The following is a 12,796-nucleotide window of genomic DNA, read 5'->3' as shown; positions in this document are numbered from 1 at the left end:
GCCATACCGAAAGGAGGCCGCTGATGGCCGAGAGCGTCTACGTCTTCGGTGACGAGGACCGCAGGAAGTTCGCCAGGCTGGTGGCGTCGGCGTGGGAGGACGGCGGGCTGAAGGGCCGCTACGACGGCGACCCCAGGGCCCTGCTGGGCCAGTACGGCATCGCCTACCCGGAGGGGGTGCCGACGCCGCCGCTGCCGCCCAGGCCGGAGGGCGAGTTCGACATCACCGAGCTGGAGTCGGCCGCCGGCTCCGCGGCGTTCACGACGGACGGCACGGCCAGCTCGGTCAGCACCGCCCTGTGCACCTGCTTCGGCGACCCGCAGTGAGCGAGCCGGTGATCGAGGTCTCGGGACTTCGTAAACGCTACGGGGAGTTCACGGCCGTGGACGGCGTCTCCTTCGACGTACGCGAGGGGGAGGTGTTCGCCCTCCTCGGCACGAACGGCGCGGGCAAGACCACCACGATCGAGATCCTGGAGGGCTACCTCAGGCCCTCCGAGGGCACGGCACGGGTGTTCGGCGCGGACCCGGCGGGACCCGCCGCCCCGCGGTCCAGGATCGGCCTGGTGCTGCAGGAGTCCGGCCTGTTCGGCGACCTGTCGGCGGCCGAGACGGTGACCGCCTGGAGCAGGTTCACCACCGGCGCCAGACCCGTGGCCGAGGCTCTGGAGCTGGTGGGGCTGTCCGGCCAGGCCAGGACGCGGGTCAAGCGGATGTCCGGCGGCGAGCGGCGCAAGCTCGACATCGCGCTGGCCACGCTCGGCCGCCCCGACCTGCTGTTCCTCGACGAACCGACGACGGGACTCGACCCCGAGGCCCGTCACCGGGTCCGGGACCTGGTCAGGGACCTCGCGGCCGACGGGATGACGGTGCTGCTCACCACGCACTACCTGGAGGAGGCCCAGGAGCTCGCCGGCCGCGTGGCCATCATGGACAAGGGCGGCATCGTCACCCAGGGCACGATGTCGGAGGTGCTGGGCCGCGGCTCCGGCCGGGTCGCCTTCGAGCTGCCCGACGACACCGCCCTCGACGGGCTGCCGGTGGGCGAGCGGGACGCGCTCACCGTGACCGGGCGGCGGTGCGTGATCGTCACCGCCGAGCCCGAGTCGGTGGCGCACTCCGTGCTCGGGTGGGCGCACGCGCGCGGCGTGCGGCTCAGCGGTCTGGACGTCCGCCAGGCGACGCTCGAAGAGGTCTTCCTCGACATCGCCGGCGCGCGCGGGCAGGAGGTCAGGACGTGACCGCCTACACGCTCGCGCACTTCCGGCTGACCCAGACGCTGTTCTGGCGCACGCCGGTGTCGGTCGGCATGGCCCTGTTCTTCCCCGTACTGTTCGGCGGGCTGATGCCGCTGATGCTCCCGGGCGGGACCAGGGACGGGGCGCCGGTCGACGTCGCCATCATGACCGGCGTCATCGTGATGGGCATCGCCAACCTGGGCTTCATGACCCTGGTGGAGTCCTTCGTGGTGCGGCGGCAACTGCTGATACTCAAGCGGCTGCGCGGCACCGAGCTGCCCGACCTGGCCATCTTCGGCGGGGAGATCCTCACCGTGCTGACGGTCGGCCTGCTGCAGCTCGTGCTGATCGTCGGCCTGGCCAGGACCGTGCACGGTGTCGGGCTGCCGGCCAATCCCGCCCTGCTGGTGGTCACGGTGCTCCTCGGGCTCGCCGTGTTCGCCGCGATGGCCGTCGCGGTGAGCGGCAGGATTCCCGCGCAGGGCTCCACGGTCGTGGTGAGCCTGCCGTTCCTGCTGCTCGCGATCGGCCTGTCCGGGTTCGCCTATCCCGTCTCGGCGTTCCCCGACTGGTTGCGGATCGTGTCCTCCCTCCTCCCGTTCGGGCGCGTGGCCGAGGGGGTCAGCACCGCCTATCTCGGGCGGGACTACGTGGGACACGCCGGGGCCGGCGTACCCCCCCAGGTGGGGATCCTGGAGGGCTTCCTGGTCATGTGGCCGGGATGGCTCGTCCTGGCCGCCTGGCTCGTGCTGTCGTTGCTCGCCGCGAGAAGGTGGTTCAAGTGGGAGCCTCACAGAGGCTGAGGGGCGTCGGGCCGGGCACCGTACGGCTGGCCCGCGCCACGGCCGGGGTCTTCCTCGTCGGCATGGCGGCCTTCGCCGCCGTGCCGCTCGCGGAGGCGCTCGGCGCCTACTCCACCGTCAGGGTCGTGACCGCGGTCGTCCTCATCATCGGCCTCACCGGCTGCTACCTGTGGCTGGCGGTGCGGGCCGTGCTCGACCGGGGTTCGCGGTGGGATCTCGCGGTGCTGGGCGTGATGTGCGCGCTGGCCCTCGCCGTGCCGTTCGCCGCCGGGCCCACCTGGCTGAGCGTCGGGTTCATGCTTCCGCTCGCGTTCGCGGTCACGCTGCGGGGCCGGTGGGCGGCGGCGGGGTTCTTCGCCTCGCTGGCCGCCGGCCTGTTCCTGCCGGCCTCGCAGGACCTGAGCTGGGTGCTCTTCGGCTCCCTGCAGAACCTGCTCACGGCCGGCGCGCTCGCGGGCCTGACCATCTTCGCGACCCTGCTCGCCGAGCTGCAGCGCACCCGCGAGGAGGCCGCCAAGCTCGCCATCACCGAGGAACGGCTCAGGTTCGCCCGCGAGCTGCACGACGTGCTGGGGCACAACCTCTCGGTCATCGCCATGCGGACCGAGCTGGGCACGCGGATCCCGCCCGAGGAGATCGGGCGGCTGCGCCGTGAGCTGACGGAGATCCACGACATCGCCAGCCGCTCGCTGCACGACGTGCGGGCGGTGGTCAAGGGCTACCGCGAGATGTCGCTGGAGAGGGAGCTGAGCGGGGTGCGCCGGGTGCTGGAGACCGCCGGCGTCCGGTGCGACTTCGCCGAGCTGCCGCCCTCGCTGCCGCCGGAGGTCCGCGTGGCGCTGGCCTGGGCGGTGCGCGAGGCGGCCACCAACCTGCTGCGCCACAGCGACGCCACGGTCTGCCTGGTCGGGGTCGAGACCCAGGGCGACCGCGTCACGGTGACCGTCGCCAACGACGGCGTACGCCCGGACGGCGGCGCCATCGCCGCCGGCGCGGCCGGGACGGCGGCGACTGCCGAGGCGACCGTGGGCGGGAGCGGCCTGGCCGGGCTCGACGAGCGGCTCGCCCAGGTGGACGGGAGCTGCGGGCGGCACACCGAAGACGGCTGGTTCACGCTGTCTCTGGACGTTCCCGGCCGCCTCCTGGCGGCCACACTCACCTCTGCAACAGGAGACCGGAGATGATCAAAGTTCTGATCGCGGAGGACCACGACCTCATCAGAGGTGCTCTGATCGCCCTGCTGTCGGAGGAGCGGGACATCCGCGTGGTCGAGGAGGTGTCCAGGGGCGACGAGATCGTGCCCGCCGTCGTCGGCTCCAAGCCGGACGTGGCGCTGCTGGACATCGGGCTGCCGGGCATCGACGGCCTGGAGGCGGCGGGCCTGATCAAGGAGCTGGAACAGCCGCCCCCGGTGCTCATCCTCACCAGCGTCGGCACGCCCGGCAACTTCGAGCGGGCCATGGCCGCGGGGGTGCGGGGCTTCCTGGTCAAGGACGCGCCCGCCCACCGGCTCACCGACGCCATCCGGGTGGTGGCCAGGGGTGAACGTTACATCGACTTCGACGTGGCCGCCGACGGCGGCGAGCAGGAGATCGACACCAATCCGCTGACCGCGCGGGAGATCGCCGTGCTGTCGGCGGTCGCGGCCGGCGGGCGGGGCAGCGACCTGCGCAGCGCCCTGGGGCTGTCGATCCACACGATCAGGAACTACCTCGCCGCCGCCCGCCTGAAGACGGGCGCCCGCAGCGACGAGGACGCCGTGCGCATCGCGCGGGCCAACGGGTGGCTGAACGAGGGACCGGTGGCCGCAGGGAGTTGATTCGCGGGCCAGGAAGGCGTCACGATCAGTACGAAATCATGATGCACCCAGACACGTGGGAGCCCGCCTGTGGCCCAGGACAGCGAAACGCAGGTCAGGTGGTTGACCGCGGCCGTCGTCGCGGTCACCGGGGCGCTGTGGGGGCTCACCCCGCTCGCCTTCCTGCTCGACGGCGATCCGGCCCGGGCCCTGCTGGCGCTCGTGCTGCTCGGCGGGCTGCTCGTGGTGTACGCCAGGATCGTCGCCCGGCACATCGCGGGCACGAGCCAGGGGCCCCACCGGGCGCGGACCTTCCTGCTGTTCGCCGTCGTCGTCTACGGGGCGATCCCGTTCCAGGGATCGGTGTGGATCTACACGCCGCTCGTCGTCGCCACCGCCGGGCTGCTCCTGCTGCCCTTCCGGTACGGCCTCGTCGTGCTTCTGGTGGTGGCCGCCGCCGAGTACCCGCTGACACTCGTGGAATGGGCCCCCGCGGCCGCCTCCGCGGTGCAGAGGAGCACCGGAGTGCTGGTCGCCTCGGTGGTCGCCGCGGGCATCGTGCACTACGCGAGGTTCGTCCGCGAGCTGCGCGAGCTGCGGGTCGCGCTGGCCGAGATGGCCGTGGACCAGGACCGGCTGCGCCTGGCGGGACAGTTGCACGACCTGCTCGGCCAGACGCTGGCGTCGATCACCCTGAAGACCGAGCTGGCCCTGGCCCTGGTCGACGTGGACCGGAGGCAGACCGCCGCCGAGCTGGAGGGGACGATCGCCATCGCCGGTGAGGCGCGCGCGGAGATCGGCGACGTCGTGGAGGCCAAACGCTCGCTCGACCTGGGCGCGGAGCTGTCGGCGGCCGCCGCGCTGATCGAGCTCACCGGCGCGAGCTGTGACCTGCGCCTGGGCTTCAAGGAGATCGACAAGGGCACCGGCGACGTGCTCGGCTGGATGGTACGCGAGGCGGCCACGAACATCGTCAGGCACAGCGACGCCCGCCACTGCCTGATCGAGCTGGACGAGGTCGACGGAAGCGTCCGGCTGCTGGTGCGCAACGACGGGGCTCGCCGCGAGACGGGCCATCAACCCGGTTCGGGGCTCGCCGGGCTGCGCCGGCGGGTGGAGAAACTGGGTGGATCCCTGGAGGCGGGCGCCACCGGGGAAGGCGTGTTTCAATTGCGGGTGTGCCTGCCCGCCGTACACGATCGGGAGAGTGGTCACCGGTGATTCGCGTCCTGCTCGCAGAGGACCACGGCGTCGTCAGGGGCGCCCTGACAGCCCTGCTGAACCTCACGGGCGACATCGAGGTCGTGGCCGAGGCCGACCGCGGTGACAAGGTCGTCCCGCGCGCCCTCGCCTGCAGCCCGGACGTGGCCGTCATCGACATCGAGATGCCGGGCGTCGACGGCGTCGAGGCCACCCGCCGGCTCAGGCCGGCCCTGCCGGACTGCCGCGTGCTCATCCTCACCGGCCTGGCCAGCGCCGCGCTGCTGAAGCGGGCGATGGAAGCGGGAGCGAGCGGATTCCTGCTCAAGGACGCCCCCACGGAGCGGCTGGCCGAGAGCATCCGCCGGGTCTCCCAGGGCGAGCGGGTGATCGACGCCTCCCTGGCTCTGGCCGCGATCAGCGCCACGGCGACGCCGCTCACCGACAGGGAGGCGGCGGTGCTGGGCCTGGTCGGCTCGGGCGCCAACACCGGCGAGATCGCCGCCGAGCTGCACCTGTCGGCCGCGACGGTCCGCAACTACATCTCCAGCGCCATCACCAAGACCGGCGCCCGCAACAGGACCGACGCCGTCCGCATCGCCGCCGAATCAGGCTGGATCGAGGGCCTCCGCCACGCCTGACCGTTTCGCGACCGTGCGGCGAAAGCGCGACGACAGGTGCTTTTCCTAACGTGTCCGGGTAAGGGGGACCGGATTCCACACGGAGGGGAAAACACATGCGTGGAAGGCGACTCAGCCTGGTCGTGGTTTCGGCGGCCGTCGTCACCGGCGCGCTCATGACCGCCCCGGCGGCGGCGGGGGCGGCGACGAGCACGGGGACGACGGCGGCGCGGGCGGCGGCGGGGCCGATCGACTGCGGCGGCTGGTGGCACTACACCGGGAACAACCCGCAGTCCGTACGGATGGTGCGGTGGGGCGGCGCCAACGGGCGTCCCCAGTTCAACGTCATGTCCGGCTACATCCAGGGCGTCCAGCACGGCTGGGCCCAGCTCTCCGGGGCCAAGAAGGGCGACTGGGTCACGCTGGACGTGACCACCGACGGCGGCAGGACGTGGGGGTACTGCGGGCCGTTCGAGGCGCGCTGGGACGGCGAGATCGTCAAGACGCCGGCCGCGCGCACGTCGAGCGATCCGAACCTGCGCTTCCGCGCCTGCGGCGCCCCGGCGGGAGTCCCGGGCAGCCGGGCGGTCTGCACCTCACCCTGGTGACCTGACCCGGGAGCGGCCGGCCCGCGCGCCGGCCGCCCCGGAAGGACGATCCCGCCGTCGTGCCCAGCCACGAGCTATCAGGGCACCCAGATCATCGAACTCGACTTTCCCGCCGAATGCTTCGTGGCGCCGCCCACGACCTCCGAGCCGCCGCTGATCGAGCAGATCACCCAGGCTGTACGGGATCTCGCCGACCGGCAGAGCGCGGTCGTGGCGGATCTGGACGCACGGGCGGGGAGCGCGCCAGCGGCTGTCGGACCCGGCCACCTTCCACCGCGGCACCGTGCCGAACATCACGGCCGTGACCGACCACCTCGCGCACAACCGAAGCAGGCGCCGGCCGAGGGCCTGGGCCGGGGGGACGTCGGCCGCCATCATTCAGCCGGCAGGTCTATGGCCGACGCCGAGACCGTCGCGAAGCTCTATGGGGGCACCCGGCTGCCGGGTTCCCCGCTTCTAATCCGACGGTCGCAGGTTCGAATCCTGCAGGGCGCGCTTCTCCACCTGGGCCAACTCAGGCCACGCCCGTGCGCTGGGGCGGCATGGGGCAAATGTGGGGCAAAGCTGAGTCAGCCGCCCAGCGGGCGCCTCAGCGCGGACGCGGCTTTCAGCACCAGCCTGGCCGTTTCCCTGGCGGCTTGGTGGGCCACCTCTGGTAGCACCGAGACGTAGGTGTCGGCGGTGAGCACGATGCTGGCGTGCCCGAGCATGGCCTGCACCACCTTCAGATCGGTGTGCGCGGCCAGCGCGAGGGTGGCGGCGCCGTGTCGCAGGTCGTGCAGCCGGACCGGTGGCAAGCCTGAGGCGGCCACCAGCCGGCGGAACCGGCCGGTGAGATAGTCCGGCCGCAGCGGCGCTCCATCCGCAGTGGTGAACACGTACTCCGAGTCCCGCCAGCGTGCCCCCGCTGTCGCACGCAGCTGCTCCTGGCGCTTCCGATGTCGACTTAGCACCCGCACGGTCTCCGCGTCCAGGGCCACCGCTCGGCAGCTGGCGGCGCTCTTCGGTGGGCCGATCACGACTTGGCCGTCGGCGTGCACCCGCTGCTGCGCCACTGTCAGCTCCGCGGCGTTCAGGTCGACGTCCGTCCAGCGCAGCCCGGCCAGTTCACCGCGGCGCAGGCCGCGCAGCGCGGCCAGCCACCAGGCGGCATACAGGCGGTCCTGCACCACGCTGGCCAGGAACGCCGCGAGCTGCTGTTCGGTCCAGACCGCTACCGCCGGACGCTCTCCTGCCTGCTGCCAGCGGGCCGTGCGCCCGGCGGTCCAGATCACCGGATGTGGTCGCCGAGGCTGGGGCAGCTCGGCTCCGTGGGCCGGGTTGATCGGGATCAGCCGGGCACGCACCGCCGCGTTCAGCGCGGTCCGCAAGGTGGCGTGGATCCGCACCACGGTGGCTGGCGCCAACCGGCGCCCGGTTGGCGAGGGACGGGACGCCAGCGCCACGAGCAGTCCGTTGACGTCGCGAGAGGTGAGCTTGAGCAGCCGGATCCGTCCCAGGTGGGGGATGAGGTAGAGGCGGATGTGCGTGGCGTAGCCCTGCCGGGTCGACGGACGCAGGGCGTCCTTGGTGGCCAGCCAGCGTGCCAGCCACTGCCCGAGCGTGCATCCGGCACCGTCGCGGTCGGCAGCGGCCAAGGCACGGCCTGCCGCCTCCGCTTCCTCGGGGTCAGGGTAACCACCCTGGCGAACGCGCTGCCGCTGCCCATCCAGGCCGCGTACCTGCACCGCGAAATACCAGCTGCCGTGATCGTCATCTACCGGCAGACGCGGACACGTCACTCCTCGCTGACGTCCCGTTTCCGCATCCACACAACCGCATCGCTTGCTGACCTGCACACGAGTCTTTGCCATCGGTCCCACCTCCACCCTTCACGGTGTGCGACGACAGACGCGCCAGCAAGGGCTCGCATTCGACAGGGGTGACCTCAGGTCAAGTGTCCGGAGTACGGGGGAAGCTCACCTCGCGTGAGGAGCGTCAACCAGCCGAAGAACCGGACCACCGCAGGTACAGGAGGCGTGAGAACACGAGTGCTGAGGATTAGAAGGTCAGATCAGATGGCGTGATGAGTTATGGCACCGCACACCGGTGGGCGTTTATCGAACCGACCTTGACGGCCTGCCGTACCCGGCCCGGCGCGGGCCGGGTACGACAGCGCTTGTGCACGACCTGCGAGAAATCGTGAACGCCATCTTGTACAGTTACGCATCCTCCTGCGTGACCGAGTCGGCGGACTCATCCGCGAATCGAATACCAGCAGGTCACATGGCATGACAGGGTATTCGGCGCCCACGCCCTACGTCAGGCACTGTCGCATGGTCTTCAATCGCGAGCCCGTGATCGGGCAGACCCGGATTTCGTGGCCCGCCTCGTCGAGGACCTTCCGGCCCCCCAAGGGCCGGTCGAGCGTGACGGGCACAAAAACGACCCCGCCGCGACCACCGATGTAAGAACGCGGCCACAATTCGTCCCGCCACTTCTCAAGCAGCGTGCGCTCACGTCGCGGGCAGACGTCGCGAAGCACTACCCGGACCCGCACGCTTGTCTCGGACTCGGCTGCTACGGCTTCGTCGGCCTTGAGGCATTCCGTGGGGCTCATACCGAACGCGTGCAGGATGAGGGCCCGTCCTTCCACCTCGACCGTGTCGATCGACGCGTTGAAGGGTGGTTCAGGCGGCCGAGACGCGCGTATGGAGGTCGCCATGGAAATCGCGACGGCCAACACCAGGAGGCAGCACATGCGCCACAGGAAGGACGGGCCCAGGGGAGTCATTTCTTGTAGATGTCCTTGCCGACGGCCTTCATCACGTCATGGATGTCGGTGAAGTAGGTCACGCAGGTGGACTGGACAGGCGCGTCATCGCCGACTCCTCCGCTGAAGACGCCCTTGGCCACCACGTATCCATCGCTCTGGCGGAAAGTGTAGACCGGCGCGCCTGAATCACCGCCGACCGGGCACTTGCCGGTCTTCTTGCCGACCTGAACCCACCGCACCGTGCCGACGTATTCCCTGGTTTTCGGGTCTACGTACTCGACCTTCCAGCCGATGTCGGTGACCTTGAAGCGGCAGATCTGGCCGTTGGATTCGGGATTCGTGCTGGCGCCGCCGACGCAGTACTGGTCGCCTTCCCGAGAGCGGACCGAGAACCGCCCGCCCACCCATTCCCTGACGGATGAGTCCCTGCCACCGATGAAGATGGTGGGGCTCGTGACCCGGCCGAATCCCGTCTGGATCAGGGACACGTCGCCGTAGTAGGTCGGCTGGTTCGGCAGTTTGATGGTTCCTTGACCGTCCCGCCAGTTCGTCCATTTGATGATGCCGGCGCTCGCGAGTAGCCCGTCTCCGTCAGCGCAGTGCCCGGCGCTCACCATGAGGTTGTCGGTTGCGCTCCCCATGGCGAATGCGGTCGTGCACGGCCCGGATGGGGTGTTGTCAGCCTTGAAGGGAACGAACTTGGAGCCGCCGTTGAGCTTTCCCGTGTCATTTTGCCGGCTGTCCGCGGCCGCGGAGGACTTCGTCTGGACGTTCGGGTGCGGACGGTCACTTTCTGAACGCAGCCAGATGGCGACGTTGTACGTGCCGTACCGGTCGGCCAGAGCCTTACGCAGCCCTGGGGAGGCATCGGTGGACTGCACCACGACCAGGTTGCGCTCGGGCCAGATCTGCGTGGCGAACAGGGCGGTTCCCGCCGGGATCGTCGCGTCCAGATCGAGTACCTGGTCAGTGATGGTGTTCAGCGCCTGGTAGCTGTTGGCGACCTCGACGTACCGGGGAGTGACCGTGTACGGGGTTTCCGCAGTGGCCACTGCGGAAGTCCGGGCCGCTGGCGAATCCTCGCTCTCGAAACCGATCGCGAGGGTTTCATCGGCGTCGCCGTTGTCCAGCGCGATCCCGCTCAGCACCTGGCTCGCGGTGTCCTTGCCCGCCAGCGTCGCGGGAGCGACCACCTGCCCGCTGGCCGGTTCGAAGTAGGGCGGGGCCAAGGTTGTGGTGTTGGTCTGTGCACGATCGTCAGCGCCGTTCAACGCGTGCACGTTCTCGGAGGAGACCGGTAGCGTGTCCAGCTTCCAGTCCGCGGGCGCGGTGAACACTTCCACCCCGTCGGGTCCCGCCGGGTACAGGACCTGAGGTGACGGGACCGGTTCTGTGACGACCGTCAGCTTCGGCACCTCGGTACCGGGGTCACCGTACTCGGTGGAGGCGAGCTCGCGGAAGTTGTCGAAGGTGTTGGCCTCGTCCGGCTCCTGCAGCGTGAGTCCGTAGTTGGGGCTGCCGCTCGCCCAAGCTGCGGCGATCTCCTTGACAGGCCAGTCGAGTGTGCCTCTGCCGCAGTCGCTGGCGTAGGACTGGGTGACGATCGTGGCGCCCTCGGTGGTCGTGGCCGGCTTGTTGGACCAGGTGAGGTTGTACGGATCCCAGCGGCTGGTGATCCGCCGGACCTGGATGCCGTCTCCAGCCTCTCCGCAGCCCGGGCCATCGGTGTTCACCACGGACAACTTCGCGTCGATGATGCGCTGACCTGTGAGAGCCATGGTGTCGAAGCGCAGCAGGGCGCGGTTACGTATGCCGAAGATGCCGCCGGCCATCAGCAACGGCGAAGACGGGTCGCCCGCGCCGCCCTCGTCGGAGACGTGCACGTCCGCACTCGCGGGCATCGCGACCGAGCCGCTGATCGTCACGGGGAAGGCTTTGGTGTCCAGTTTGGCGCCGTCCAGCGTCACTCGCAGGTTGTCGCCGGACTGCTCGCTCTTGAACGCGCCGAGGGCTGATTTCGCGGTCGTACGCTGTCCTGGCTTGATGTGCAGGCGGGGCGTGGTCGCGCGCAGAACGGTTCGTCCCTGAGCGTCCGCGAGTTCCTTTCGCCGCTCGCCGGATGAGGCGCCCTTCACCTGCACGGGAAGTGTGAGGTCCAGGGGGTTCGCCGGGCGACGCTGGAGGACGATCTCGTAGCGGAATCCCTCTGCCATGGCGCTGACCACAAGCTGGGCACCGTCGCCCAGGTCGTACGTCGCACGGTTCGCCGAGACCTGAGGGCGCGGGAGCGGGGTCGGCCATGACAGGGCGAACGATTGACCCCCGGCGGTCGACAACTGGGCGAACGGTTCGGACTTCCCGCCTGCGGTGAAAGCGAGCGGCGCCTTGACGAGCTTAGGCCGAAGAGCGCCGTCCTTCTCGGTGAGCCCCGTGTCAATCCAGGCCCACGCCCCGCTGTTCTGCTTGAGCCGCACTGGACTGGACCAGGTTTCGATGATCACCTGCCCGTCTTGCCGACGGACCACTCGCCGGGACTCTGTGGCGGCGCCCAGTATCTCGCCGGGTGGCTGCTTGGTCGCGGCCGCCATGGAAACAGGCGACGGACCGGCTTGTTGTGCTTGGACGGGCAAAGGGTTGAGGACCGAGGCGGCGAGGGCCGCACTCGCTGTGGCGGCGAGAGCTGAGCTTCGTAACAACCGTCTAGAACGCAAAGGCGCCATCTCCATGAAATTCCTGACAATCTGGAAAACCCGGAGTGAGCGTAGATCACGAACGACTGGGCAGCAAGATCCACACTGAGTCATGGCCTGATGACCGAGTGGTGGGTTTCCGTTGCATGGCGTGCCTGTCTCTCCATCCACCACGATCGTCCTGCGAAAGGTCGCTAAAGAGATTGACAGTGTGGGGTGACGGAGCAAGAGGGCATCTGATCTTGTTGTGGAATGATCTGTCCGTATCGGGGCGTCGGTTCGGTCGTTGATCATCACATGGCTTCCAGCGCGCCTACCGCGGCGACTTGTACGACCCCTGGTGGGCGTCGATCGAACCGACCTTGACAGCCCAGCGCAACACCCGAGAGGAGGCCGCCTGATAAAGAACACCATCTACGACGTGCGCTCCTACAAGACCAAGGTCCGCAAGAACACGTCGGGCAAGGTCACGTCCTACCGCGTCCGCTGGTCCCACCGCCGGGAAGGAATAGAAGAAGATCTTTTAGACGAGCGCCCAGGCAGACGACTGCCGTAGCAGCCTCGTCACTGCCGCGCGGGAGGGAGGAGCGTTCGAACTGATCGCGGGCGAGCCTGTGAAGTAAGGGCACGCTCAGGAGCCCAAGATGACCTGGTGTGACTTCGCTTGTAAGTTCACCGACTTCAAGGGGAAGGCCGCCTCGGCGAAGTATCGGCACGACATAAACCCGTGCGCTTACCGCAGCCACACCTGTCATGCTCGCCGACGTCAAGGGCAACCCAGTGACCTTGAGCTTCGGACCGACATGCGCCGGGGGGCGTTCAACACGAAACGGCGCACCACGATTGCCATGAGCGTCCATCCTGCGCGCTCCTTACGCGCTTCTTGGGCAACGGTTAGGACCTGGTGGGGCCCAATGGAACCGTTCGTGTGGCTGAACGTGCCATATGTGTCCGGTTAGTACTCATGCATCGCTTTACGGAGCGTCACGTGGGTGTGTCCAGCTAACGGTGTATCTCGATCTTGATTAGTTATCGGATGGTCGGGGTCAAGCGGCCTTCGAAGGTGATGGCGAAGGCGTTCAGGG

At 69.2% G+C, this 12,796-nt stretch carries 11 protein-coding genes; 8 read left to right on the top strand and 3 right to left on the bottom strand.

Features of this window, described 5'->3' with window-relative positions:
• The first annotated feature begins 23 nt into the window (after positions 1-23).
• The 8 genes from ABZS69_RS63085 to ABZS69_RS63050 all read left to right on the top strand — a co-directional run bounded on the left by ABZS69_RS63085 (position 24) and on the right by ABZS69_RS63050 (position 6,266).
• Entirely contained in the window at positions 24-326 is a 303-nt protein-coding gene (locus ABZS69_RS63085; protein ID WP_355393413.1) for a hypothetical protein, read from the top strand.
• An 8-nt stretch (positions 327-334) separates the two neighbouring features.
• A complete protein-coding gene (locus ABZS69_RS63080) occupies positions 335-1,240 on the top strand; it encodes an ABC transporter ATP-binding protein (protein ID WP_355393410.1) in 906 nt (301 codons plus the stop codon).
• Positions 1,237-2,040, top strand: a complete 804-nt coding sequence (locus ABZS69_RS63075) for an ABC transporter permease (protein WP_355393407.1) — start codon at positions 1,237-1,239, stop codon at positions 2,038-2,040. The genes ABZS69_RS63080 and ABZS69_RS63075 overlap by 4 nt, the downstream gene beginning before the upstream one ends.
• The gene (locus ABZS69_RS63070; RefSeq protein WP_355393404.1) at positions 2,019-3,224 is read left to right on the top strand and encodes a histidine kinase; all 1,206 of its coding nucleotides are present in this window, start codon (positions 2,019-2,021) and stop codon (positions 3,222-3,224) included. The genes ABZS69_RS63075 and ABZS69_RS63070 overlap by 22 nt, the downstream gene beginning before the upstream one ends.
• Positions 3,221-3,859, top strand: a complete 639-nt coding sequence (locus ABZS69_RS63065; protein WP_355393401.1) for a response regulator transcription factor — start codon at positions 3,221-3,223, stop codon at positions 3,857-3,859. The genes ABZS69_RS63070 and ABZS69_RS63065 overlap by 4 nt, the downstream gene beginning before the upstream one ends.
• Positions 3,860-3,928: 69 nt before the next feature.
• Positions 3,929-5,059 carry a histidine kinase gene (locus tag ABZS69_RS63060; protein ID WP_355393398.1) on the top strand — a complete coding sequence of 377 codons (1,131 nt, stop codon included), beginning with the start codon at positions 3,929-3,931 and terminating at the stop codon, positions 5,057-5,059.
• The gene (locus ABZS69_RS63055) at positions 5,056-5,679 is read left to right on the top strand and encodes a response regulator transcription factor (RefSeq protein ID WP_355393395.1); all 624 of its coding nucleotides are present in this window, start codon (positions 5,056-5,058) and stop codon (positions 5,677-5,679) included. The genes ABZS69_RS63060 and ABZS69_RS63055 overlap by 4 nt, the downstream gene beginning before the upstream one ends.
• 95 nt (positions 5,680-5,774) lie before the next feature.
• Positions 5,775-6,266 (top strand): hypothetical protein, encoded by a 492-nt coding sequence (locus tag ABZS69_RS63050; protein ID WP_355393392.1) that lies wholly within the window; start codon positions 5,775-5,777, stop codon positions 6,264-6,266.
• 569 nt (positions 6,267-6,835) lie between these two features.
• Here the strand turns inward: ABZS69_RS63050 and ABZS69_RS63045 are convergent.
• The 3 genes from ABZS69_RS63045 to ABZS69_RS63035 form a co-directional block, all read right to left on the bottom strand.
• On the bottom strand, positions 6,836-7,903 hold the full coding sequence (locus tag ABZS69_RS63045; protein WP_355393389.1) for a tyrosine-type recombinase/integrase: 1,068 nt from the start codon (positions 7,901-7,903) through the stop codon (positions 6,836-6,838).
• Positions 7,904-8,562: 659 nt separating this feature from the next.
• Positions 8,563-9,039, bottom strand: coding sequence for a hypothetical protein (locus ABZS69_RS63040; RefSeq protein ID WP_355393386.1), 477 nt, complete (start codon positions 9,037-9,039; stop codon positions 8,563-8,565).
• A complete protein-coding gene (locus ABZS69_RS63035; RefSeq protein ID WP_355393383.1) occupies positions 9,036-11,522 on the bottom strand; it encodes a DNRLRE domain-containing protein in 2,487 nt (828 codons plus the stop codon). The genes ABZS69_RS63040 and ABZS69_RS63035 overlap by 4 nt, the downstream gene beginning before the upstream one ends.
• Positions 11,523-12,796 lie beyond the last annotated feature (1,274 nt).

This window comes from Nonomuraea sp. NPDC005650 (assembly GCF_040605375.1).
Taxonomy (GTDB): domain Bacteria; phylum Actinomycetota; class Actinomycetes; order Streptosporangiales; family Streptosporangiaceae; genus Nonomuraea.
The sequence above is the reverse complement of the archived record's forward strand: the minus strand, read 5'-3'. Positions and strand labels throughout refer to the sequence as shown.